Annotated in this window: 22 protein-coding genes; 9 read left to right on the top strand and 13 right to left on the bottom strand. The window is 65.5% G+C overall.

The genetic code is table 11. The features are described 5' to 3' along the window. Nucleotides 1-31 precede the first annotated feature (31 nt). Nucleotides 32-1,498: an MmgE/PrpD family protein gene (locus tag AB3K92_RS02240; RefSeq protein WP_059587453.1), complete on the top strand. Its 1,467-nt coding sequence runs from the start codon at nucleotides 32-34 to the stop codon at nucleotides 1,496-1,498. Between the two features lie 16 nt (nucleotides 1,499-1,514). On the opposite strand, the gene AB3K92_RS02235 is transcribed toward AB3K92_RS02240, so the two are convergent. The 10 genes from AB3K92_RS02235 to AB3K92_RS02190 form a co-directional block, all read right to left on the bottom strand. Next, the gene (locus AB3K92_RS02235) at nucleotides 1,515-2,444 is read right to left on the bottom strand and encodes a LysR family transcriptional regulator (RefSeq protein WP_048027736.1); all 930 of its coding nucleotides are present in this window, start codon (nucleotides 2,442-2,444) and stop codon (nucleotides 1,515-1,517) included. Between the two features lie 292 nt (nucleotides 2,445-2,736). Then, the gene (locus AB3K92_RS02230) at nucleotides 2,737-3,756 is read right to left on the bottom strand and encodes a cyclase family protein (RefSeq protein ID WP_048027303.1); all 1,020 of its coding nucleotides are present in this window, start codon (nucleotides 3,754-3,756) and stop codon (nucleotides 2,737-2,739) included. Beyond that, nucleotides 3,753-5,246: an MmgE/PrpD family protein gene (locus tag AB3K92_RS02225; RefSeq protein ID WP_124467591.1), complete on the bottom strand. Its 1,494-nt coding sequence runs from the start codon at nucleotides 5,244-5,246 to the stop codon at nucleotides 3,753-3,755. The genes AB3K92_RS02230 and AB3K92_RS02225 overlap by 4 nt, the downstream gene beginning before the upstream one ends. Continuing rightward, nucleotides 5,243-6,115 carry a CoA ester lyase gene (locus tag AB3K92_RS02220; RefSeq protein ID WP_059648681.1) on the bottom strand — a complete coding sequence of 291 codons (873 nt, stop codon included), beginning with the start codon at nucleotides 6,113-6,115 and terminating at the stop codon, nucleotides 5,243-5,245. Before AB3K92_RS02220 ends, AB3K92_RS02225 begins: the two co-directional genes overlap by 4 nt. Further along, nucleotides 6,112-7,335 carry a CaiB/BaiF CoA-transferase family protein gene (locus tag AB3K92_RS02215; protein WP_226287686.1) on the bottom strand — a complete coding sequence of 408 codons (1,224 nt, stop codon included), beginning with the start codon at nucleotides 7,333-7,335 and terminating at the stop codon, nucleotides 6,112-6,114. Before AB3K92_RS02215 ends, AB3K92_RS02220 begins: the two co-directional genes overlap by 4 nt. A gap of 117 nt (nucleotides 7,336-7,452) precedes the next feature. Continuing rightward, the gene (locus AB3K92_RS02210; RefSeq protein ID WP_027792762.1) at nucleotides 7,453-8,616 is read right to left on the bottom strand and encodes a zinc-binding alcohol dehydrogenase family protein; all 1,164 of its coding nucleotides are present in this window, start codon (nucleotides 8,614-8,616) and stop codon (nucleotides 7,453-7,455) included. Nucleotides 8,617-8,674: 58 nt separating this feature from the next. Next, the gene (locus tag AB3K92_RS02205; protein ID WP_219704803.1) at nucleotides 8,675-9,262 is read right to left on the bottom strand and encodes a hydrolase; all 588 of its coding nucleotides are present in this window, start codon (nucleotides 9,260-9,262) and stop codon (nucleotides 8,675-8,677) included. A 9-nt stretch (nucleotides 9,263-9,271) separates the two neighbouring features. Continuing rightward, nucleotides 9,272-10,765: an MFS transporter gene (locus tag AB3K92_RS02200; protein ID WP_258025512.1), complete on the bottom strand. Its 1,494-nt coding sequence runs from the start codon at nucleotides 10,763-10,765 to the stop codon at nucleotides 9,272-9,274. 642 nt (nucleotides 10,766-11,407) lie between these two features. Continuing rightward, complete coding sequence (locus AB3K92_RS02195; RefSeq protein ID WP_226287619.1) at nucleotides 11,408-12,499, bottom strand: triacylglycerol lipase; 1,092 nt, start codon at nucleotides 12,497-12,499, stop codon at nucleotides 11,408-11,410. Nucleotides 12,500-13,165: 666 nt separating this feature from the next. After that, nucleotides 13,166-14,119 (bottom strand): LysR substrate-binding domain-containing protein, encoded by a 954-nt coding sequence (locus tag AB3K92_RS02190; protein ID WP_369464393.1) that lies wholly within the window; start codon nucleotides 14,117-14,119, stop codon nucleotides 13,166-13,168. A gap of 166 nt (nucleotides 14,120-14,285) precedes the next feature. Between AB3K92_RS02190 and AB3K92_RS02185 the strand changes: the two genes are divergently transcribed. The 6 genes from AB3K92_RS02185 (at nucleotide 14,286) to AB3K92_RS02160 (ending at nucleotide 18,749) form a co-directional block, all read left to right on the top strand. Further along, on the top strand, nucleotides 14,286-14,828 hold the full coding sequence (locus AB3K92_RS02185) for a sugar ABC transporter (RefSeq protein ID WP_369464392.1): 543 nt from the start codon (nucleotides 14,286-14,288) through the stop codon (nucleotides 14,826-14,828). 7 nt (nucleotides 14,829-14,835) lie between these two features. Then, nucleotides 14,836-15,162, top strand: a complete 327-nt coding sequence (locus tag AB3K92_RS02180; RefSeq protein WP_369464391.1) for a hypothetical protein — start codon at nucleotides 14,836-14,838, stop codon at nucleotides 15,160-15,162. A gap of 29 nt (nucleotides 15,163-15,191) precedes the next feature. Continuing rightward, nucleotides 15,192-16,037, top strand: coding sequence for an MBL fold metallo-hydrolase (locus tag AB3K92_RS02175; protein WP_369464390.1), 846 nt, complete (start codon nucleotides 15,192-15,194; stop codon nucleotides 16,035-16,037). Between the two features lie 348 nt (nucleotides 16,038-16,385). Beyond that, the gene (locus AB3K92_RS02170; RefSeq protein ID WP_042972815.1) at nucleotides 16,386-17,132 is read left to right on the top strand and encodes an SDR family oxidoreductase; all 747 of its coding nucleotides are present in this window, start codon (nucleotides 16,386-16,388) and stop codon (nucleotides 17,130-17,132) included. A 152-nt stretch (nucleotides 17,133-17,284) separates the two neighbouring features. Continuing rightward, nucleotides 17,285-18,139: a DJ-1/PfpI family protein gene (locus AB3K92_RS02165; RefSeq protein WP_369464389.1), complete on the top strand. Its 855-nt coding sequence runs from the start codon at nucleotides 17,285-17,287 to the stop codon at nucleotides 18,137-18,139. Between the two features lie 124 nt (nucleotides 18,140-18,263). Next, entirely contained in the window at nucleotides 18,264-18,749 is a 486-nt protein-coding gene (locus AB3K92_RS02160) for an SgcJ/EcaC family oxidoreductase (protein ID WP_021156588.1), read from the top strand. A 92-nt stretch (nucleotides 18,750-18,841) separates the two neighbouring features. Here AB3K92_RS02160 and AB3K92_RS02155 read toward each other — a convergent pair whose 3' ends face one another. Beyond that, nucleotides 18,842-19,789, bottom strand: a complete 948-nt coding sequence (locus AB3K92_RS02155) for a GlxA family transcriptional regulator (protein ID WP_060372640.1) — start codon at nucleotides 19,787-19,789, stop codon at nucleotides 18,842-18,844. A gap of 282 nt (nucleotides 19,790-20,071) precedes the next feature. Here AB3K92_RS02155 and AB3K92_RS02150 point away from each other — a divergent pair, with 282 nt between their 5' ends. Then, nucleotides 20,072-20,977 carry an AraC family transcriptional regulator gene (locus AB3K92_RS02150; protein WP_060088836.1) on the top strand — a complete coding sequence of 302 codons (906 nt, stop codon included), beginning with the start codon at nucleotides 20,072-20,074 and terminating at the stop codon, nucleotides 20,975-20,977. Between the two features lie 14 nt (nucleotides 20,978-20,991). On the opposite strand, the gene AB3K92_RS02145 is transcribed toward AB3K92_RS02150, so the two are convergent. Then, nucleotides 20,992-21,306, bottom strand: a complete 315-nt coding sequence (locus AB3K92_RS02145; RefSeq protein WP_042972813.1) for a hypothetical protein — start codon at nucleotides 21,304-21,306, stop codon at nucleotides 20,992-20,994. A 202-nt stretch (nucleotides 21,307-21,508) separates the two neighbouring features. On the opposite strand from AB3K92_RS02145, the gene AB3K92_RS02140 reads away from it, so the two are divergent. Beyond that, entirely contained in the window at nucleotides 21,509-21,724 is a 216-nt protein-coding gene (locus AB3K92_RS02140) for a hypothetical protein (RefSeq protein WP_034196292.1), read from the top strand. A gap of 179 nt (nucleotides 21,725-21,903) precedes the next feature. Here AB3K92_RS02140 and AB3K92_RS02135 read toward each other — a convergent pair whose 3' ends face one another. Next, on the bottom strand, nucleotides 21,904-22,503 hold the full coding sequence (locus AB3K92_RS02135) for a DJ-1/PfpI family protein (protein WP_059648688.1): 600 nt from the start codon (nucleotides 22,501-22,503) through the stop codon (nucleotides 21,904-21,906). Nucleotides 22,504-22,603: the final 100 nt, after the last annotated feature.

Genomic DNA, 22,603 nt, shown 5'->3' with positions numbered 1-22,603 from the left:
CAGTTTCAGGAACCTTCGGAGTCTTCGCACAATGAACCGCCGCCACTTCCTTTCCACGCTGACCGGCGCGGCGCTTGCGCTGCCGTTGGCCCACGCCCGCGCGGGCGTGCTGCCGGCCGCCGCCGCCCCCGGCCGCCCCGATCTCGCGCAGCAGCTCGCCGACTACGCGGCCGGGCTGCAGTATCGCGACCTCGACGCCGCGACGATCGAGACGATCAAGGCGCACCTGATCGACGCGCTCGGCTGCGCGATCGCCGCGCACGACGAACGCCCGGTACGCATCGCGCGCGACGCGGCGCTCGCGTCGCCGGGCGGCGTGTCGACGATCGTCGGCACGAACCAGCGCACGAGCCCCGATCTCGCCGCGTTCGCGACCGGCACCGCACTGCGCTACTACGATTTCAACGACGCGTACGCCGGCAAGGAGACCGGCCATCCGAGCGACAACATGTCCGCGTGCCTCGCGGTCGCCGAAGCGCAGCATGCGAACGGCCGCGACCTGATCCTGTCGATCGCGATCGCCTACGAGATCGCGTGCCGGCTGATGGACGCCGCCGCGATCAGCCCGCGCGGCTGGGACCACACGTGCTACAGCCTGCCCGCCGTCGCGCTCGCCGCGGGCAAGCTGATGCGCATGCCCGCGCCGCAGCTGGTGCAGGCGGTGAACCTGTCGATCAACAGCCATCTCGCGCTGAACCAGACGCGCGTCCAGGAATTGTCGAACTGGAAGGCGCTCGCCGATGCGGACGCGGCGCGCAACGCGGTGTTCTCGACGCAGCTCGCGCGCGCCGGGCTGACCGGCCCCGCGCCGATCTTCGAAGGCATGGCGGGATTCTTTCCGCAGGTGTCCGGGCCGTTCGCCGTCGACACGCGCGAATTCGGCGGGCGCGGCGGCGCGTTCCGGATCGGCAAGTGCTTCGTGAAGTTCTATCCCGCGCAAGGGCTCACGCAGACCGCGATTCCAGCCGCGCTCGACGTCGCCGCGCAGGTCGGCGACCTGCGCCGCATCCGGCGCATCGAGATCGACACGACCGAAGTCGGTTATGTGACGGCCGGCCGCGACCGCGAAAAATGGGCGCCGTCGACGCACGAGACCGCCGATCACAGCCTGCCGTACATCGTCGCGCGCGCGATGCTCGACGGCGACATCACGACCGAGAGCTACCGGCCCGACGCGCTGCACGATCCGGCGCTGCGCGCGTTGATCGAGCGGATCACGGTGCGCGAGGACCCGGCGCTGACCGCCCGCTATCCCGCGCACGCGCCGAACCGGGTGACGGCCGTGTGCGAAGACGGGTCGACCTGCACGAAGCAGGTGGACGACCTGCCCGGCTCGCCGACGCAGCCGATGCGGCGCGACGACTACGACGCGAAGTTCACGAAGAACTGCCGGCGGCACTGGGGCCCGGCGCAGATCCGCGCGGCGCTCGATTACCTGTGGCGGCTCGACGAGCAGCCCGACATCGCGACGCTGCCGCCGCTGCTCGTCGTCGGCTGACCGACGTGAACGAACCCTAAGCTTCCGCCGCGACGCCGTGCCGTTCGAGCGCTTCCGCGACCTCGACGATGCGGCTGCGCAGCCACGCGTGCGCGTTGCTTCCGTCGTAGCGCCGGTGCCAGTACAGCGACCACGCGACGGGCTCCATCGCGAGCGGCAGGTCGCGGATCACGAGCCGCGCATCGTCGAGGCTCAGCGCATGCCGCTCCGACATGATCACCGCATACGGCAGCGCATCCAGCATGTTCGGCACGACGAGCCAGTGCGGCACGTTGAGCGCGATGCGCCGCGTGCAGTTCATGTTCGCAAGCAGGTTGTCGACCAGGCTGTGGTCGACCGGATTGATCGTCACGTTGAGGAAGTCGAGCGCGAGGAACCGTTCGAGCGTCAGCGGCATGCCCGCTTCCGGATGGCTGCGGCTCATCACGCAGACCATCCGGTCATGAAACACGATTTGCGACGACAGCGCGCCCGAATGTTCGAGGCCGGCACTGATCGCCAGGTCGAGCAGCCCGGATTCGAGTGCGTCGGCGGTCTTGGCCGCACTCATGTGCACGACGTCCATGCCGATATTCGGGCTGGTCAAGCGCATGCAGCGGAGCAGAGCCGGCAGCAAAAGCAATTCGGTGAGATCCGACATGCGCAACGTGAAATGGCGCTCGGACGTAAAAGGATTGAATTGATAATCCGATTCAAATAATTCCTCGATTTGTTGCATGATCTGTCGAATCGGCATCGCCAGCGCCTGTGCGCGCGGCGTCAACTCCATGCCGACCGCGGTGCGCGCAAGGATCTCGTCCTTGAACAGGAACCGCAGCCGCGCCAGCGCGTTGCTGACGGCCGGCTGCGTGAGGCCGACCTTCTGGCCGGCCCGGGTGACCTGTTTCTCCGTCAATAGCGCATCGAGTATGACCAGCAGGTTCAGATCGATCGAACGTAGATTCATGTTTGCGACCATCCACTAAACAGGTTAAACACCGCCTCCGATTGCGATTGAAAAATTCCGCAATCGGAGCAATCCCCTGATATTTAGTGCAATGCACAAGAATAGTCCAATCTTGACGTATCTATATTTTTAGGTATCGAGCGGTATTGGTTAATTTTTTAAATTAGTTGGTCCGTTTCGCGTCGATTCTTCCGGATACCGTACCAATCGGTCATTTGATTCGCGATTTTTGAAAAAAGGTCGCATTGCAAAAAAATGCGGGCGAACGCCGCCCCGGCGGCCGCCCGCAAGCTCAAACGGTCGCGACCGGATTCGCCGGTGCGCCGACCAGGCCGCGGATATGCAGCGGCGGCGCGGTCAGCAGAAACCGGTTCCGGCCGTGTGCATGCAGCCAGTTCGCGAGCGGCGTCAAGTGCCACAGCTCGCCGAGGTGAATGCCGAGCTTGAACAGGCACAGTTCGTGAAGCGGCATCAGCGCGCCCGGTTGCGCGAGCGGCTGCGCATGTTGCGGACGTTCCTCGATCGCATGGTTGTCGGCCACGAGCGCGGCCAGCCCCGATTCGTCGATCCATTGCAGCAGCCGCGCATCGCCGCTGTCCAGCACGCACGCGCTCGCGACCGTCGCCGGCGATCCGCCATCGTCGTTCAGCAGCAGATCCGCAAAGCCGGTGTGAATGCAGACGATGTCGCCGCGCTCGACCTGCACCCGGTCCGCCTCCATCACCTGCATCAGTTCCGCGAAGCCGACCTTCGTGCGCGCGTCGCCGAAATGACGCCGCAGGTCGATCAGCACGCCGCGCCCCTGCACGCCCGTCTGCGCCATCACCTCGATGCCGAGCGCGTGCGCGCCGCCCGTCGCGTCGCCCTCTTGCGGCACCCGCAGATGCTCGCCCATCCGGAAGCCGTTGTAGAACACGATTTCAGGCACGCCGTCGTCGTCCGCGTCGAACACGCCGCCCACGTGCGACAGGCCGTCCCATTGCGTCGAGAACTGCGAGTGCATGCAGAACGAATCGTCGCAGACCACATCGGTTGCGTTCGCAACCTGTTCGTCCGCGCGATAACCGAAATACGGCTTGTCGCCGAGCAGCGCCGGCATGATCGCCGGTGGCCGCCGTCGCGCGTTCAGCCCGCCGCCGCGCGGCACGTCGAGCGGCAGGCTCAGCGAGAACGACAGCCCCTCCCGCACTTCGGCCGCGCCCTGCCGCACCTTGTCCGGCGTCAGCCAGTTCAGCCGCCCCTTCTGATCGTCGGGACCGAAGTCGCCCCAGTTCGAGCCGGGCGGCCGCTTTTTCCAGCGGGGTGCATTCAAGATCGGTGTCCTCCTTCAATGCCCGACGTCAGCGCCGCGAGCGCATCGAGCGGCGCATCGTCGGCGAGCAACCGTACCGCGTCGCGCAGCGCGAGCGCGCGCTCCATGCCGAGCGCCGAACTCGCCGCCAGCACGAATTTCGCGGTGAGTTCCTGCTCGGTCAGCGGCCGCGAATTCGTGCCCTTGCTCGACTCGATCCACGCCTCTCGCACTTGCCCGTCGCGCAGCTCGACGCGCAGCACGGCCGGCAGGAAATGCGGAAAGCGCGCATCGCACCATGGATCGGCCACGCAACGCACCTTCGCGGCCAGGGCGCGCCGTGCGGGGTCCCGCGCGAGCGCATCGTCGAAATCGTCGAACCAGACGCCGAGCCCGCCGCCGCCGAGCAGCGCCGCCGCGACCGTGTACGGCCCCGAGAACGCTGCCGCATAACCGTTCGGCGGATTCGCCTTCAACTCCGCCGGCTCGCCGATCGTGCGCAGCGTCGACGTCGCGACCCGCAGCTCGGCCGACACCACGTCGTCCGCCGTCACGCCTTGCGCCTTCAGTTGCAGCGCCGCGTCGATGCCCGGATGCGTGAAGTGGTTGCACGGATACGGCTTGAAGATGATCCGGCTCGTCTCCCATTCGTCGCCCAGGTCGCGCAGCACCGCGTCGACGTCGGCGAGGTCGCCGCACCATGCGTAGAAGAAGCCGAAGCGGCCTTCAAGCGCGGTCGGCGGCGCGGTGACGCCCGCGCCCGCCAGTTCCGCCGCGCTCACGCCCGCATGCGCCGCCCAGCCGCAGTGAATCCGCTTCACCGAGCCGCCGGTGCGGTTCGCTTCGAGCAGGCCCGCGCCCATGCTCGCGGCAATGCCGAGCGCCGCCGCGATCTGCGCGGCGTCGAGCCCGAGCAGCATCGCCGCGGCCGCTGCCGCGCCGACCGTGCCGCAGATCGACGTCGCGTGCTGGCCGCGCTCGAAAAACACCGAATTGCCAAGCCGCTCGTTGTAGGCCGCGACGCCCAGCCGGATGCACACCTCGGTGCCGACCGTGATCGCATCGAGCAGCGCCGCACCCGACGCGCCGCTCGCCTGCGCGGCGGCGAGCGCGGCCGGAATCACCGACGCGCTCGGATGCAGCACCGACAGCATGTGCGAATCGTCGAAGTCCATCGCATGCGCGAGCGTGCCGTTGACGAGCGCGGCACTCGCGGCGGGCAGCCGGTCGGGCGCGCCGATCACGCTCGCCGGGCCGGTGCCCGCCCAGCGCCGTGCGACCTGCAGCACCGACTGCACGACCGGTTCGTCGTGCGCAATCAGGCTGTTGCCGACCACGTCGAGCACGCGCGCGGCGGCCTCGACGCGCAGCCGGTATTCCAGCCCTCCGGCGCGCACCTCCGCCGCGAAGCGGCCGAGCGCGCCGACGATGCCGTCGGGCGGCGCGGGCCGGGCCGGTGCCACCGGATCGGCGGCGGCCGCCGGAGCGGAAAGCGTCTCGGGTGTGCTCATGCCAGTGCTCCACTGAGTCGAAGATTGTTCGCGAGCGCGAGCGTCACGCGCGCGTTGGCGATCAGCGGCGGCGCGACCACGCGGCCGTCCGGCAGCACGAAGACCGACGACGCCGAGGCCTTGCCCGCTGCCGCATCGACCGCCTCGAGCACCCGCTCGGCCGCGCGGATCTCGTCTTCCGACGGCGTGAACACCTCGTTGATCACCGCGAGCTGCGACGGATGAATCGCGAAGCGGCCGAGGAACCCCATCGACTTGGCGCGCAACGTCGATTCCCTCAGCCCGTCGAGATCGGGCAGCGTGTGATAGACGGTCTGGATCGGCCCGGCGAGCCCCGCCGCGCGAGACACCACGACGCAGCGCGCGCGGCACACCTCGAGCGTGAAGTTGTCGACGCCGATCTGCAGGTCCGCGCGCAGGTCGCTCTCGCCGAGCCCGATCCGTTCGAGCCGCGGCGACGCGGTCGCGAGCTGGTAAGCCGTCTCGACGCCGTACGCCGACTCGATCAGGATCTGGATGCCCGCCTCGCTGCCGAGCGCGTCGAGCCAGCCCGCCACTTCCTGGATATGCTGCGGCAGGTCGCATTTCGGCAGCCGCAGCGCCTGCAGCGCCGGCTGCGCGATCGCGTCAACGTCGTCGCGACACCACGGGCTGCCGATCGGGTTGATCCGCACGTAGGTCGGCTTCGGCGGCCCTTCCGCGAGAATCGCGGCGGCCGCCTCGCGTGCTTCGGCCTTGTGGCTGGCCGGCACGGCATCCTCGAGGTCGAGCACGACGGCATCGGCCTCGCTTGCATACGCCTTGTCCACCACCTGCGCCTTGTGCGCGGGCACGTAGAGGTAACTGCGGTAGGTTGCGCTGGTTTTCATACAATGCCCCGTTCGGTCAAATCGGCGATCTCGTGCCGCTCCAGCCCCAATGCGCCGAATACTTCGTCGTTGTGCGTGCCGCGCGCCGGCCCGCCCCAGCGGATCGCGCCGGGCGTGTCGGACAGCCGGAACGGCACGTTGTGCGTGCGGAACGCGCCGAGCTCCGCATCGGGCACCGACACGACCGAGCCGAGCGCCGCGTACTGCGGATCGCGGAGCACGTCGGCAACGTCGTAGATCGGCGCGACCGCCGCCTGCGCGCGCTCGAACTCGGCGATCACGTCGTCGCGCGAGCGCTGCGCGATCCAGCCGCCGACCGCCGCATCCAGTTCGTCCGCATGCTTCGCGCGCTCGGCGCCGTTCGCGAACCAGGGTTCGTCGATCAGGTCCGCACGGCCGACGAGGCGCATCACGCGCTCCGCGATGCTGTGCGCCGACGTCGACAGCGCGACCCACTTGCCGTCCGACGTGCGGTACACCCCGCGCGGCGAATTGTTCGGTGAACGATTGCCGGTGCGCTCGGGCACCCGGCCCGTCTGGTCGTAGCTCGCGACCTGCGCGCCCATCGCGGCGAGCATCGTCTCGATGATCGCGAGATCGACGACCTGGCCGCGCCCGGTGTGCTCGCGCGCCTTCAGCGCCGTCATGATCGCGAACGCGGCGTTCAGCCCCGCGACGGTGTCCGCGAGCGGGAACGACGGCAGCAGCGGCGGCCCGTCGGCCTCGCCGGTGACCGACGCGAGCCCGCTCATCGCCTCGGCCAGCGTCCCGAAGCCGGGGCGGCTCGCATACGGGCCGAACTGCCCGAAGCCCGTCACCCGCACGAGCACGAGCCGCGGGTTGATCGCGGACAGCACGTCGTAACCGAGCCCCCAGCGTTCGAGCGTGCCGGGCCGGAAATTCTCGACGACCACGTCCGCCTGCGCCGCCATTTCGCGGAAGATCCGCTGGCCGTCGGCCGTGCCGAGATTCAGCGTGACCGCCCGCTTGTTGCGCGCGAGCACCTTCCACCACAACGGCACGTCGCCGCGACGCGCACCGTACTTGCGTGCCGGATCGCCGTCCGGATGCTCGACCTTGATCACGTCGGCGCCGTAGTCCGCCAGCATCGTCGCCGCGAGCGGCCCCGCGAACAACGTCGCGGCGTCGATCACGCGAATGCCGTCGAGCGGCGCCGGTTTGGACGCGTCCGACGCCGCACCGGTGTCGACGCCCCCCATTTCCACAGTGGCCATGCCGTTCTCCAGTCAGATGGATTGCACGGCGCGCCGCACACCGACATCATCTGCATGACTAATCGTCTTGCAGCGATGCGGGCGCGGCGCGCGACCTGCCGCTCAGACGGCGTTGATCCGGTAGATCGGGAAATACGTCTGGATCTTCCCGTTCAGGTAGTCGGACGCGAGCTTCGGCACCTCGTCGAAATCGAAGATCTCGGTCGGCTCCTCGCCGATCCAGCCGCTCGTTTCCTGGAAATCGCGGATCGTGATGCTGTCGTCGTAGCGCCACGCGTGCGTGTGGATGTGCAGGCGGCGGTTGATGCACTCCGTCGCGCGCAGGTTCCACAGGCGCATCCCGGTCTTCCAGCCGACCGTCGTGACGATACCGGTGCGGCCGACCACGCGCATCGTCGCGCGATACAGTGCGCCGCCGAGGTTGTCGAGGAAGATCGCGACGCCGCGGCCGCCGCTCAGCTCCGCGATCGTCTCCGCGAACACGCGCTCCGACTCGCGATAGCTCGCCTGGTACTCCGGGTCGGTCTTGTAGCGTTCGTCGTCATACGCGAGGTTCGGGAACTTGCGGCGATCGACCGGCGTGATGCCGAGCTTCGCGAGCTCCTCGAGGCGCCGGTCGTTGCTCGCCGTCATCGCGACGCGAAAACCCTCGCGCTTCGCGAGCTGCAGTTCGGCGAGCGTCGTGCCGCCGCCCCAGCCGAACACCAGGTAGTCGGCCGGATCGACGTCCGGCAGCTGCGAGCGCCAGCACGTCGACGCCACCTTCCAGTTGTCCCACGCGGTGAAGTAGCGGCCGTACGTCGCCCATTGCAGCAGCGAATGCCGGCTGTCCGTCGGCACCGCCACGAGGTTGTCGGCGCGCATCTTGGTCCGCTGCGCCATCACGCCGATCGTGCCCGGCGCGTCGTATGCGTAGACGAGCTCGGCGAACCCGTATTCGTCGCGCTTGCCGAACGGCATCACCATGCAGATCTCGCCTTCCTTCAGCGTCTTCACGCCGCTGCCGCGCTCGACGATGCGCACCAGCGCACCGTTGCCGAGCACGATCTTGTCCTCGCGGCGCTGCCGGCAGATGTCGACCGGATTGCGCGACAGCGCGTGGTCGAGGTTCGCCTCCCACGATCCGTACAGCGGCTCGACCAGCACCTCGTCGGCTTCCAGATCGGAGAATTCGAAGGTCTCGCGACGCAGTTCGCCCGCCACGGGCGCCTGCTTCCTGCTCGGTTCCGGTCCTGCGTAGAGAACCCATGCATCGGTCTTGATCATCGTCATGCCTCGGTAAATGACTCTGTTTGAATGGTGCACGCCGAACACGCCGCTTCGTTCAGCGCGAATACGCCTGCTTCAGTGCCGCCTCCACGTCGGCCGTCGCGGCGACCTGCCCGAGCTTCGGGAAGATCTGCGTCAGCGCGAAGGTCTGCGCGTCGGTGGACGACGTGCTGACCGCGTCGCTGACGACGACGACGTTGTAGTTGTTCTCGTATGCCTGGCGCGCCGTCGATTCGACGCCGATGTTGGTTGCGATCCCGGTCAGCACGATGTCCGTGATGCCGCGACGACGCAGCTGCACGTCGAGGTCGGTGCCGGTGAACGCGCCCCACTGGTGCTTCGTCACGACGATGTCGGACGGCCCGACGCCGAGCGCCGGCGTGAACGCGCTCCATTCGGGGTCGAGATTCGGCGGCGCCGACGGCGCATCCGTCCTGACCTTCAGCGCGACGCCGCCGTCCGGCTGGTAGCTCGTGTGCACGTAGATCACGGGGAGCTTCAACGCGCGGAACGCGGTCGCGAGCTCGACCGTCTTCGCCACGACCTGCGCGCCGGTGTAGGGCACGACCGGCAGCGACACGATGCCGTTCTGCAGATCGATGGCGACCAGGGCGACCGCGCGATTGAGCGTCGGAGTGGACATGTCAAAACCTCACTTCTGTTGGGGGATGGAAGAAGCGGCGGTATCCAGGTGCCGGCTCGACGCTGCGTTGAGCAGCAGCAGCACGCTGATGACCGCCAGGACGATGGCCAGCTCGCGCAGGCCGCGATCGCTCGCCGGATGGCCGAGCGCCAGCCCGACGAGCGCAAACGACAGGCTGCCGCCGACATACTGCGCAGTGCGGTACAGCCCCGAGGCCGTGCCGATCCGGTCGTGCGGCGCACTCTGGTAGAGCGCGGCCTGGTTTCCGAGATTGTTGAAGCCGTTCGGCACGCCGAACACGATCGATAGCAGTACGATCGACCAGACCGGCATCGCGCTGGTGAGCAGGCTCATCACGACGCTGCCGACGCACAGCATCGCGGAACCGATGATCAGCACCGGCCGCGAGCCGTGACCGTGTGCGAGGCGGGTCGCGAGCATCGTCGCCACGGTGCCGATCCCCGCGACCGGCAGCATCACGAGGCCGGCGTCGGCGGCAGACAGGCGCTTGGCCTCCTGCAGCCACATCGGCAGCGCATAGAAGATCGCGTAGAACACCGCGTAGGTGCCGACGCAACGCAGGTACGTACTCGTGAGCGCACGGTTGTCGCCGAGCATGCGGATGTCGATCAGCGGCGTCGCCGCCCGCCGCTCGTGCCCGACCAGCACCGGGCACAGCACCAGCGTCGCGACGAGCAGCAGCCAGTCGGGATCGTGCGTGACCGATTGCAGGAACAGCAGCAGGCTCGCGAGCGTCAGGACGAACAGCACGACGCCCGGCAGGTCCAGTTCCTTCAGCGTGCCACGCAGCGTGCGGCGTTGCTGCGCGCCGCGCGGGGCGACGTCGGCCGGAATCCACAGCCACGCCAGCACGAACGCGAGCAGCACGATCGGCACGTTGATCCAGAAGATCGCGCGCCAGCCGGCGAACTGCACGAGCGCGCCGCCGAGCGGCGGCCCGAACGCGACGGCCACCTGTGCCGCCACCGAGATCGCGCCGAGCCCGCCCGTCGGCGTCGCGCCGTTCGCGTGCCGCTGCGACCACGTGCGGATCATCGCCATGCCGGCCGGATACGCGGCCGACGTGCCGATGCCGAGCGCGACGCGCGACGCGATCAGCCACCCGAGCGACGGTGCGAACGGCGCGAGCGCGGACGCGATCAACACGATCGCGAGGCCGATGCAGAAGATCCGCTTCGCGCCGAACCGGTCGGCCAGTCGCCCCATCGTCGGCTGGCCGACGGCCGTCGCGAGATAAAGGCCCGACACGAGCCACAGGGTGTCGATGCGTTCATGCCCGTGCGGATTGAACGCCTGCTGGATGCTGACGAGCGCGACCGCGATCATCGACGAGTTCAGCGCGTTGAGCAGCGTGCCGAGCACGATCGGGCCCACCAGCCTGGCCGGCAGGCGCGGGCCCGCCGTACGCGCATTGCCGCCTGCCGGCGTGACACCGGAAGTCGGGGCTGACACTTTGGCAGGTCGATCGCGGTTCGTTGTCATGGCATCGTCACAGGGTGGTTTCGGATCGCTCGATCAAATTCGAACGTGCGTTCACCTTACCGTTACGATTGCCGTGAATGAAATGGATTGTTGCGATGCACACATTCGTCGCTTGAATGCGGATCGCGAACCGCGATGATCGAGCGCGTCTCCGGCGAGCCAGGAATGAAATCGTCAAACGCCCTGCGTTCTTTGCTGGACGGTCACTCTCTCGGGTCGCAATGAATTTTTCAGTTGGAGTACGAATCGATTTTTCTCGTGCACTGCCAACGACTGATGATCGTTTTATGCGGCGGCGCAACGGGAATTCAGAGAGATGGCTCTAGACCGGCACCACACCCGCGAGTGCGGGGTAATCGATGTCGTTGCGCCCTGCGCCAGCAGGGTTGAGATCCTGACGCGTTCGAGACCGACGCGGCAGCATGGCCGATCGCCGTCACGACAGCGCGCCGACGCCTCCGGAACGGTTCCACGATGATGCGCATATCGACCGCGCTGAGGCACGGATAAGCCACGCGCTGGTGACCGTTATCGACGACGCGCCAAAGAAACCACTCGCTACACGACGATCCGCCGATCGCGGCAGGCGCGACGCCGGACATGCCGGCGTCGCGCGATGCCGCGCTTGCTCCCTGTCATCGATTACACGCCTTGATTCTTCAACCGGTTCGCGTGCGTGCGGATTACCGCAACCGGATCCTCCACATTCGCGCCGAGCACGCCGAGGATCTGGTTGATCGCATCGGTGTGATTCCAGTGATACGTGCCGAGCACCTGGCCAAACCGCGCGCTGCATTGCGACACGACGCCGTCGTTCGGACCTGCGCTGCGATTGATCATCACCGTGCCGCTGCCGAGGAGTGCCAGCGTCGACGGATCGAGCGCGTTCGCCGGATCGGTGACCCCGCTCACGCTCGTATCGACGGCCCCTGTCACGCCGGCCATCGTCGCTGTCGGCTGGATCGCCGTGCCGCCCCACGAATAAAGCAGGTGCGTATTGCCGCCGACAGTCTCCGTTGGCGCGCCGGTTTGACACGAGCCCGGCGCACCGAGACCGGCGCTCGGGAATTTCTGGTTGTATGCGGCGGCCTTTGCCGTCGTCAGCACCGACAACGCCTGAATCGCATTCTGGTTCGTATTGAAGTTGCTGCTCGTCAACGTGCCGAGCGCATTCGCGAATGCGCCGAGCACGGTCGACGACAGGCCGGTCGGGTCCGTCTGCAACAGTTGCTGGACGAAGTCGGCGAATTGCGAGCCCCAGTGCGGGGTACTGATCGTCGTTACCGACGCGACCAGTTCCGGCGCAACGGACGCAACATAACGCGATGTCAGGCCGCCCTGGCTATGGCCGATCAGATTCACCTTCTGCGCCCCCGTCGCCGCGAGCACCTGCTTCACGAATGCAAGCAATTGCTCGCCACGCCCGTTCGGGCCATCGTCGCTCTGGAAGCCGGACAGATTGGCAACGTATACCGCCGCGCCGTGCGCCCGCAGGTCCTCCGGAATGCGATACCAGTACTCGACGACGCCACCGTACTTGTCGGTGCCGGTCAGCCCGTGCACGAGAATGATCGGGTACCGGGTCGCCGCGTAGTCGTCAACGGCGGTCGTCGCGGCGGAAGCGGCCCGTGTGCCGGCCAGCGACAGAACGGTTCCAACACTCGCGGCCGGAGCCGCGTTCATGGCGATCGCCACCACGGTCGCCACTACCTTCGCTCGTATCGATCTGCTCATCTTGCTCTCCATTTTTTACGTACATGTCAGTTGCTCGAGGATGAGGATGCGGAAATCGCTGATGCAGCGACGCTTCCGGCACTGAAGCGTCGCCTGCGCGCAGGATGTCGGCCGTACCCCACTCGACGGCTCGGCGCGACGGGACTCCTATACCGGAAAACGAATAAAAACGAACACAAACGAACGTTTTCGCACCAGCACGCGAAGTGAATCACGTTCAATAACGCTGTGCAGGTTGTTAGACAGGGCCCTCCAGTCAGTTGACAACGAGTGTATCGACCACTAGATCCATCGATCTTCCTCGACGTCTTGTGATCCCGGCCGTTTCGGCTTTGCACCGACTAGCAACACGCGGATCACACGTTTCCGGCCACAGGAGACCGCAACGCCGGATGCCACAACCGCACCGGCACCTCGACCCGCCGGACGTGCCTTATCGCGTTGCCGTCATGGAGCAATGGTCATCAAGGATGCGAAGGAAACCAAACGATCATGTGGAAGAACCCGCGTGGCGCGGGTGGAACCGGTTTTCAGTGCCGGCAGCACTGTTGGTCTTGGGGCTTTGCAGGCCTGTCGGTTGGGCGCATACGCCCGACTGACAGGAGCATTCGGCAGGCGGTGTCTCGCCGAGCGCGGCGTACCTGATCGCGGCCTGCGTGCGACGAATCAACGTGGGGAGGAAGCGCTGCGCTGACGTCTGACTCGCGGCGTGCGTCGGGCGCTACCGTGCGGTGCCAGGCCCGGGGCGTCATTCAGCATCCACGTCGCGAACGCCTGCAACGGCCCCTGGGCCAGTTCGATCGGTTCGGGCAGGACGAGGCAGAAGTTTTTCGTGACGGACCTGCCCGCCGGCCAGGGTGCGACCAGCCGCCCCTGCTCGAGCTCCGCGTCGACGTAAAGACGCGGCACCAGCGCGACACCCAGGCCCGCGAGCGCCGCTTCGATCAGCATCGAATGAAGATCGTAGCGCGCGCCAACCGCCGAATTGCCCAGCACGATGCCGGACTCCTGCGCATAGGCCTGCCACGCGTCCGGGTTCTGCCGCCGGTGAAGGCGTGGCAATGCATCCAGCGACGGGTTCGCCCCGGCGTCCGCCAGCAACGCCGGACTGCACACGGGCACCAGCACTTCCTCCAGCAGCGGATGCAGATGCATTCCAGCCCATGCCGGATGCTCGAAATGGATGGCGGCATCGAAACCGCTCCCGGCCAGCAGGAACGGTTCCATGCGCTCGGCGATATGGACCGTGACGTTCGGATGCCGGTCCTGAAAGTGTTTCAGCCGGGGGATCAGCCAGCGCGTGGCGAAGGTCGGAATGGCGGCGATATCGATGCTCGCGCCTTCGACGGGCTGCCCCATCAGGTACAGGCTGTCCCGTTCCAGCCGATCCAGAATCTCGCGAACCTGCACCGCGTACCGCGCACCGTTCGGTGCCAGCCGTACCCGGTTGCCGATCCGCTCGAACAGCGTGACACCCAGGAACGCCTCCAGCCGGCCGATCTGACGGCTGACGGCGCCCTCGGTTCGGGAGAGTTCATCGGCGGCTCGGGCAAAGCTGCCGTGTCGGGCCGCGGCTTCGAATGCCTGCAGCGCGGAATTGCTCGGGATCTTGCGGGGCATGCGTGGCTCGCGGGTCAGGGTGGGTTCGACGTCAGCTTGAGCAAATATCACTGAAGGCTGACTTTATTTCGTTTTATGGGGTGCAAATGCGAGCTTAGCATTACGTTACCGCACTGACCATCCAGCGCCCGCCGTGGGACGTGCACCTTGCTCAAAGGACGATCCGATGATCTACACCGTGGAATGCAGCTTCGCCGACGTCGACAGCGAAGCCGAATGGAACGACTTCTACAGCCTTGAAAAGCTGCCTGCCCTGATCTCGGTGACGGGATTTCACACGTCGCAGCGGTTCAAGGCGATCGGCAGCGGTTGCCCTGTCTATCTGGCGATTCACACGATCGACGGTCTCGATGTGCTGACCGGCGACGAATATCGCCGGAAAGGCGGCGGCAATTTTGCGAAATGGCAGCAACACATCACCGACTGGCATCGCAATCTCTATTCCGACATCGGATTGGCCCCGGCGGTGGAAGAAGGCGAACGCCTCGCGCTGTGCGCCGGCGGCCCTGATCCGCTGATCCGGTTGGGCCTCCGCCCGCTGGCCATGCAAGCCGTCGCGCTGGAGCAGTTTCCGGCACGACGCTGGCTCGCCGTCGTGCCGCGCGACAGCGTGCCGCTTGTCGAGGAGCGCGCGGAAGGCATTCACCTTTACGCGCCGATGACGGAGCAACTGACGAGCGCACGTGCCCCTTCGACTGCCCGGGAGTGAGCCCACGATGCCGAACGTCACTTTCTCGATCGATGCACAGCGGATGCCCGCTGACGAAAATCTTGCCGAGCTGTCGCGCGACTGTGTCGAGCTCTGTACGCATGTGCTCGGCGCCGAGCTCAAGAACGTCCACGTCATTTTTCAGGCGGTGCTGCACGGGCACGGACATCCTGTCTACGCGGACATTCGGTATCGCGCCGGCACGCCCCGCACGTCGGCGGTCATGGACCGGTTCATGGAAGCGCTGGATCGTGCGATCGTCCAGCGCACCGGCCTCACCGCGCGCATTCGGTGTTTTGCTTACACCGCGTCGAACATTCACGCCCGCAACTAACCCACCATTCGCCGATCCGGAGAAGCACGATGGCCACGCTTACCTTTCCCGGCCAGCAAGTCGGGGATTTCACGATTACCGCCATCAGCGATGGCTACCTCACCGCGAGTCTCGACTTTCTGTCGAATATCGACCCTGCAGACGCGTCGAACATGCAACGCGATGCCGGGCAGAAGGCGCCAGAAGCCGTGCACATCAATTGCTACGTCGTACGCGGCGCGGGCCGCACCGTGCTCATCGATGCCGGGGCGGGCGGGTTCAGGCAATGGGGCGGCCAACTCGGGACGAACCTCGCGCTTGCCGGTATCGAGCCCGCCGCGATCGACACCATCCTGCTGACCCACGCGCATCCCGACCATGTCGGGGGGCTCGTGAACGGTGCAGGAGAGATCGCGTTCCCGAATGCGGAACTGGTCGTGCATCGACGCGAGGTCGGGTTCTGGCAGGACGACGGGAATCTGAGTCGCGCCAGCGAACGGGCACGCGGAAATTTCGCGGTGGCGCGTCGGGTGTTCGATGCTTATGGCGACCGGCTTCGTCTTTTCGACAACGGGCAAGTGCTCCCCGGCATCGACGCACTGCCGATACCGGGGCACACCGACGGACACACCGGATATCTGCTTGAATCCCGCGATCAGGGGCTTCTTGTGTGGGGAGACGTGGTGCATTTCCCGCATATCCAGATTCAGCGACCGGAGGTGTCGATTGCCTTCGATCACGATGCGTCGTTGGCCGCTGCTACGCGGTCACGGCTTCTGGACCAGGTCAGTTCGGAAGGGCTGTTGATCGCCGGCATGCATCTGGGGGAACGCGGGTTCGCACGCATCGAGCGAATGAATGGGGGATACCGTTTGCGCTATGAGCGCGAGGAATGAAGCAGACGGCCTCCAGATACCGGCCGCTCGCCGCGATCGCTCGGACATCCGCATCGCGACCACTGCGCGTCCGACCTTCGCGCACGCCTGCGCCACACGCCACACGCCACTCGCCGCCAGCGAGACCCCACATGAAGCGTGCGAACGGGCAATGCCCCCCGCCAGACGCCGAGCCGCGTTGTTCACCCGCTTGAACCGAGTGGCGCTTTTTGAGGGTTATACGACCTTTGCGCCATACGCCTCGCGTTCCATACTGCACGTGGAAGATCGAGCCGGAAAAGGCACACAGACGCAATTGCGTTTGAAGCCTTCGGCCTGATCAGTCACGACGTAAAAATGGAGCAGAAGATGAGGCTTAAAGACAAGTCAGTGTTGATCACCGGTGGTACCAGCGGCATCGGCCTCGCAACCGCGAAGCTGTTCATTGCGGAAGGTGCCCGCGTAGCGGTGACGGGCCGCGATGACACGGTGTTCGAGCGCGTGAAGGCCGAGCTTGGCGAGCATGCGCTCGTTCTCAAGGGCGACGTCCGTTCGCTCGACGACATGCGGGCGATCGCCGCCGAGGTCAAGGAGACGTTCGGCGGCCTGGACGTCGTGTTCGCGAACGCGGGCTGGGCGTTCCCGTCCGCGGTCAACGACATCGACGACGCGCTCTATGGCGAGATCATGGACATCAACGTCAAGGGCGTGGTGTTCACGCTTCAGGCGGTGCTGCCGGACCTGCGGCCAGGCGCCTCGTTCATTCTCAATACATCGTTCGTCGCGCAGACCGGCAAGCATGGCATCTCGTTGACCGCGGCAGCGAAAGCCGCCGTACGATCGCTCGCCCGCAGCTGGTCCTACGAGTTTCTCGACCGCAAGATCCGCTTCAACGCGATCGCGCCCGGTGTGATCGACACTCCGCTGCTCACCAAATGGGGCATGCCCGACGAATGGGTTCGCGAGCGCAAGGCCGAATTCGCCGAAACCATTCCGGTGGGGCGCATGGGCCACGCGATGGACATCGCGTACGCAGCGCTCTATCTCGCCAGCGACGAATCGTCGTATGTCGTCGGCACCGAACTGGTCGTCGATGGCGGCGCTTCGCAGCTTTAAGCCTGCGGCGCGCGATGCCTGAGCCCTGCAAATCATCCGGGCTCATCCCCATCCCGATCTCACGTCCGCCACGCCGTTCGTCGCGGCGGCCATTCAATCCGGCCCAATCTGGTTGCGCTCGCAGAGGGGCCGAAGTGCAAGGAGAAACGATCTTGACCGACCGTAGCGAAAACAATGCTTCCGGAACACCGCTCACGAAAGCGGGCCGTTCGCGCCGCGATGCCCTCAAGCTGGGGGGCGCCGCCACCCTCGGCGCCATCCTGGGCGGCAGCGCGTTGCTCGCGCACACCACCCCTGCTCTTGCGCAGGCCGGCAGCAAGGGCGAACTTGCGCCGAATGAACCGCTCAACATCCTGATCGTCAACTACGACGGCGGGACGCTGCTCGACTTCGCCGGCCCCAGCGAGATCTTCCATCGGCTGCCGAATACGAACGTCCGCTACGCGAGCCTCGATGGCGGCAACGTGACGCTCGAATTCGGCGTCGTGTACGGCAAGACCGAGCGGCTGGCCGACATCGACAAGACGGACGTGCTCCTGGTCCCCGGCGGGTCCGATTTGACGGCGCCGATGCAACCCGCGTATCAGGCGCAGATCCGGCGCCTGGCGGAAAGCGCCAGGCACGTTACGTCGGTCTGCAACGGATCGCTCGTGCTCGCCGCAACGGGTGTGCTCAAGGGCAAGCGAAGCGCGTGCCATTGGGCCTTCGTCAACAAGCTGGCCGAATATGGCGCGATTCCCGTTCCCGACCGCTTCGTGGAAGACGACAACGGCCGGTTCATGAGCGGCGGCGGCGTGACGGCGGGCATCGACTTCGCGCTTCGCGTGGCGGAGAAGCTGCGCGGCCGACAGGCGGCCGAATTCACGCAACTCGTGATCGAATACGATCCCGCGCCGCCGTTCCACTCCGGCCATCCGCGGGACGCGCGGCCGGAAGTCGTCGCGATGGTCGACAAGGAATTGCCCGGCGCCTCCAGGGGGCTCGCGCGCATTCCAGGCGTTCGGTGAAACATGGGCCGGCAATGCGCGCGGGCCGTCTGCAGGCCTCGATGATCACCGGCTCCGACATTGCCCGCCCGCCCTTTAAATTTTCGCAGTCCTCTCAATTCTAGCTATGACCGGAAATCACCCGATGCAACAGAATCGTACTTTCGCTACCGCACTTGCAGCAGCCTGCGTCACCTTTTTCGCGTTTGCGACGCCGGCATCTGCCGGTGGTTCGCAACATCCACCCGAAGCGGCCATCAAAGCCGAGAATGCACGATGGGCGGATGCCTTCGCGCGAGGCGACTACGAAGCAATCGGTCGCCTCTATACCCGCGACGGCACCCTCTTGCCGCCCGGCGGCGACAAGGTAACGGGGAGCCGCGCGATCACCGAATACCTCACCAAAGGGTATGCCGGATCGAAGCCTGTCACCGTATCGTTCAGCAACTACGAGTTCTACGGCAACGACCGGGTCGTGACCGAGGTTTCGGATACGGAGATCCATGACCACGACGGAAAGCTCAAATACCGCGGCAAGCAGACGCTCGTCTTTCTGAAGCAAGGCGGCGCGTGGAAACTGCATCGCGACATGTGGAACGATTACGGTCCGCTACCGACGAACGACCAATGAGCATCCGGCGAAACGGATCATGACCTGCACGAAGCACGACTGATCCGTCAGACGGACATTCATGGGCAGTGCGCTGATCGGCCGGCAGCCGATCAGCGCACGCCGTTCGATCGGCTCTCGCGTCGAATCGCTTGCGGCGGGTGCCCATGCAGTTTGATGAAGGCCCTGCGCATCCGCTCCGGATCGGTGAACCCTACCGCCAGCGCAATCTGTTCGATCGGTTCGCTACCGCTCTGCAGGCGCAGCCGCGCCGCTTCGACTCGCAGGCGCTCGACCGCCTTGGCAGGTGTTTCACCGGTTTCCCGGCGAAATGCGCGTCCGAACTGCCGCACACTCAATCGTGCGGCATCGGCGAGCCGTTCGACGGGCAACGCTTCAGCCAGGTGCTCCCGGGCAAAATTTAGCGCGATGCGGATCCGGTCCGATTCCGGCTCCATCTGCGACATTGCCGAGAACTGGGACTGGCCGCCCGGTCGACGATACGGAACGACCAGATACCGGGAGACGGCACGCGCAATCTCCGCACCCATATCCCGTTCAATCATGCCGAGCGCCAGGTCGATTCCGGAGGCGATGCCCGCCGACGTCCAGATGCGGCCCTCCTCGATATAGATACTGTCGCCTTCGACCCGGGTGCGCGGGAAGCGCGACTGCAACTGAGCCGCGTACAGCCAGTGCGTCGTGGCTCTCACGCCGTCCAGCAAGCCGGTTTCCGCCAGCAGAAACGCCCCCGTACACACGCTTGCCACCCGCGAGGCGCGGGCGCCGAGTTTCCTGGCAGCGGCGATGTTTTCCGGAGCCCGCATCGGCTCGATCTCCCCGCCCACGAAAATGACGGTGTCGAACGTACGCCGTCCGATCGGCCGCGTTTCGATCGAAACGCCCGTATTGCCGGGAACCGGGCCGCCGGACTGCGAGATGACCTGGAGATCATAGGGCGTGTGGCCCGCCGCGGTGGCCACCTGATTGAAGGCCGACAGCGGCCCACCCAGATCGAGCACATCGTAGCCACGGCAAACGAAGAATCCGATTCGATGCATGACGAAGTCGTTAACTGAAAACCCGGAAAGTCGCATTTTACCCGGAACCCTCAAATAACGACATGCCGCCTGAAACGAGGGAAAAACGTCCTTTACGCGCCGATCGCTTGTCCGTATGTCCAATCGACGACGTCGACCCGGCCGGGACGGACCGGGACAGGAGTGAGGCCCGCGTCACGCCGTATTCGCGCTCTGCCACTGCATCGGCGACACACGACGCACACCAGCCAAATATTGCTTTGATATACTTCGCCGCCCCATTCTTCACGTTCCCGCGGACTTATGACTGCCGCACAGTCGGACAACGCATCATCGGATTTCATGCCGGCCGACCTCAGGCAAAGCGTCGTCACGCAGACGTTGCCGCACGCACAGGTCAGCATCAGTCGGCTCAAGACATCTCGCAGGGATATTGGCCGAACCGCGCCATACGAACTGGAAGACGCCGATCTCGTCGTGTTGCAATTACGCGCGTTCGGCGAACAGGAACTGTGGCTCGACGGACGTGTCGCTCGTTTCGTCCCCTATCAAGCAGGAACCGTCACGATCCATGACCTCGATCGCAGATGGGTTTCCGACCTGAAGGGAACGTTCGACTGCATCCATTTTCACCTCCCCCGCCGGACGCTGGAGGAGACAGTCGATGAAATCGGCGGCAGGCAGCGGCCACAGCTTTACCTGCCACCGCATTTGAGCAAGGTGGACCCGATCATTCATCGCCTGGGCCAGGCCCTGCTCCCCGCTTTGGCGCAGCCCGGGCATGCGTCCAGGCTCTTCGTCGACCACGTCGCACTCGCCTTTCAGGCACATGTCGCGCGCCAGTACGGCGGCGTCAGCGAGCGGCGGGAGAAGTCGACGGGCAAGCTCACGGCGTGGCAGGAGCGAATGGCGAAAGGGTTTCTCCTCGAACACCTGACCGGGAACGTCACGATTGCCGATGTCGCCAAAGCGTGCGGCCTGTCTCGCGGCTATTTTGTCAAAGCCTTTCATCAGACGACCGGGTTGCCGCCCCATCGCTGGCTGATCAATCAGCGCATCGAGCGCGCAATCACGTACATGCGCACGTCATCCATGCCGCTGCACATGATCTCGGATATCTGCGGCTTCGCGGATCAGAGCCACTTCACCAGAACATTTACGCGCGTTACCGGCGTGTCACCGCGTCGTTGGCGCGCGGACAACATCTGAGGCCCCCGCGATACTCATCGCATCCCGGCCCGGGCATCCTGCCCGGCACGCACGCTGCCCGTTCGGGCAAAATCGGAAACCTTCAGCGAAACCGTATCGGCTTTCGCATTCGAGCGCGTCTTCCGGGCGACTGCCAGGATCGGGGCCAGATGCTCGTAAAAGCATTCGAGCTGCCGCGCATCGGATGCCAGTCGCTCGAGGTCGCATGCCTTCTCGAGAATCAACCGGGAAACATGAAAGCGCTGAAGCCCGCGGCCGACCCGAGCCTGAAACACGACGCCATCGCTGTTATGCGGTACCCCCGCCCACACAAGCGAACTGCGGTCCATGAAGCCTCCGAACATTCTTAATCGTCACATCAATATGCCAGCCATCGACGACGCTGCATATTTGTATTTCAAAATTGTGGCGCGCCGCACATCGGCATGTTCGCGTCATCCGAATATTGCGCTGCAGCAAAAGTGCTCGTAGACTGGGTTCGCGCATCCGATGTCGTTGCCCAGCAGTCGCCCCATGACGGGAGAGCACGCCATGACGACTTTTTCATCAGCACTGAATCAGGCACCCCCTGCCCTTCACGTGTTCCAGCAGGACGGTGGCTGGCACTGGGGTATCACCGTCCCTCGTCCCACGGGGTCCGGCTTCAAACTGATCGCATTCAGTCACCACATCTTTTCCACTGAAGACACGGCCCAGCACGACGGCGCTCGAGCGTTGGCGTCCATCGTCGCAAATGACGTGCATTGAACCTCGCGGATCGGGCCCCGATCACGCTTCCCGATTCGGTGGTATCCGAAACCCGCAAGCAAGGGAAAACGGAAATCACGGCTGCCGCCGGCAACGCGATTGCGAACCGAGGGCGCCGGAGAAACCGCCATCGCGAACAGCGCATGACCGCGATGAACGCAGTGCGATTTTTTATCGCATTACGGCAGATAAGGCGTGATGTTCGTCAGCGCACGGGAAACGTACTCATCCTTCTCTCCGACCGGCGCAACGTAATGAAGCGCGCTGCGCGCGGCTTCCTCGCCCTCGAGGCGCGCGATGATCCACGCGGCCAGGTATTGCGAAGCAAAACAGCCGCCAGCCGTTGCGACGTTATCTCGAGCGAAGAACGGCTGATTGAGGACTTCGACGCCCGCCTCGACTACCCACGGTTTGGTCGTGAGGTCCGTACAGGCCGGGACGTTGTCGAGGAAGCCGAGCCGGGCCAGAACCAGCGTGCCCGAACACTGGGCACCGATCAGTTGCCGGGCGGGATCGAGTTTCAACTGCTCCATCAGCGTCGCGTCGTTGACGACTTCCCGGGTTCGAATGCCGCTCCCGACGATGACGGCATCCGCCGTGCAGGCGTCGGCCAATGTCGACTGCGCCTGCACGGTCACCCCGTTCATCGATGTGACGAAATGCTCCGGGCATGAAAGCGTGACCCGCCAGTCGGGCTTCTTGATGCGATTGAGCACGCCCAGTGCGATGAGGGAATCGAGTTCGTTGAAGCCCTGAAAGGTCAGAATCGCGATGTGCATGGGGTGCCCGTGTCTGAAGTGCGTCGATGCATATTGCCAGATCGCCGACGCGAACGGCCTGGCGTCACGCCGGATTCACCCCGTCGATGCGACCTCCTTG

Origin of the sequence: Burkholderia sp. Bmkn7, assembly GCF_041103175.1 — a bacterium.
Classification (GTDB): domain Bacteria; phylum Pseudomonadota; class Gammaproteobacteria; order Burkholderiales; family Burkholderiaceae; genus Burkholderia; species Burkholderia cepacia.
The sequence above is the reverse complement of the archived record's forward strand: the minus strand, read 5'-3'. Positions and strand labels throughout refer to the sequence as shown.

Bases quoted from the DNA above. Each gene is read 5' to 3' on its own strand.
- AB3K92_RS02180 (WP_369464391.1), top strand. From the start codon at position 14,836: ATGCCGAACGTCACTTTCTCGATCGATGCACAGCGGATGCCCGCTGAC.
- AB3K92_RS02140 (WP_034196292.1), top strand. From the start codon at position 21,509: ATGACGACTTTTTCATCAGCACTGAATCAGGCACCCCCTGCCCTTCAC.
- AB3K92_RS02195 (WP_226287619.1), bottom strand. From the start codon at position 12,499: ATGAGCAGATCGATACGAGCGAAGGTAGTGGCGACCGTGGTGGCGATC.
- AB3K92_RS02185 (WP_369464392.1), top strand. From the start codon at position 14,286: ATGATCTACACCGTGGAATGCAGCTTCGCCGACGTCGACAGCGAAGCC.
- AB3K92_RS02205 (WP_219704803.1), bottom strand. From the start codon at position 9,262: ATGTCCACTCCGACGCTCAATCGCGCGGTCGCCCTGGTCGCCATCGAT.
- AB3K92_RS02215 (WP_226287686.1), bottom strand. From the start codon at position 7,335: ATGGGGGGCGTCGACACCGGTGCGGCGTCGGACGCGTCCAAACCGGCG.
- AB3K92_RS02175 (WP_369464390.1), top strand. From the start codon at position 15,192: ATGGCCACGCTTACCTTTCCCGGCCAGCAAGTCGGGGATTTCACGATT.
- AB3K92_RS02135 (WP_059648688.1), bottom strand. From the start codon at position 22,503: ATGCACATCGCGATTCTGACCTTTCAGGGCTTCAACGAACTCGATTCC.
- AB3K92_RS02200 (WP_258025512.1), bottom strand. From the start codon at position 10,765: ATGACAACGAACCGCGATCGACCTGCCAAAGTGTCAGCCCCGACTTCC.
- AB3K92_RS02225 (WP_124467591.1), bottom strand. From the start codon at position 5,246: ATGAGCACACCCGAGACGCTTTCCGCTCCGGCGGCCGCCGCCGATCCG.
- AB3K92_RS02190 (WP_369464393.1), bottom strand. From the start codon at position 14,119: ATGCCCCGCAAGATCCCGAGCAATTCCGCGCTGCAGGCATTCGAAGCC.
- AB3K92_RS02150 (WP_060088836.1), top strand. From the start codon at position 20,072: ATGACTGCCGCACAGTCGGACAACGCATCATCGGATTTCATGCCGGCC.
- AB3K92_RS02235 (WP_048027736.1), bottom strand. From the start codon at position 2,444: ATGAATCTACGTTCGATCGATCTGAACCTGCTGGTCATACTCGATGCG.
- AB3K92_RS02210 (WP_027792762.1), bottom strand. From the start codon at position 8,616: ATGATCAAGACCGATGCATGGGTTCTCTACGCAGGACCGGAACCGAGC.
- AB3K92_RS02145 (WP_042972813.1), bottom strand. From the start codon at position 21,306: ATGGACCGCAGTTCGCTTGTGTGGGCGGGGGTACCGCATAACAGCGAT.
- AB3K92_RS02170 (WP_042972815.1), top strand. From the start codon at position 16,386: ATGAGGCTTAAAGACAAGTCAGTGTTGATCACCGGTGGTACCAGCGGC.
- AB3K92_RS02240 (WP_059587453.1), top strand. From the start codon at position 32: ATGAACCGCCGCCACTTCCTTTCCACGCTGACCGGCGCGGCGCTTGCG.
- AB3K92_RS02155 (WP_060372640.1), bottom strand. From the start codon at position 19,789: ATGCATCGAATCGGATTCTTCGTTTGCCGTGGCTACGATGTGCTCGAT.
- AB3K92_RS02160 (WP_021156588.1), top strand. From the start codon at position 18,264: ATGCAACAGAATCGTACTTTCGCTACCGCACTTGCAGCAGCCTGCGTC.
- AB3K92_RS02220 (WP_059648681.1), bottom strand. From the start codon at position 6,115: ATGAAAACCAGCGCAACCTACCGCAGTTACCTCTACGTGCCCGCGCAC.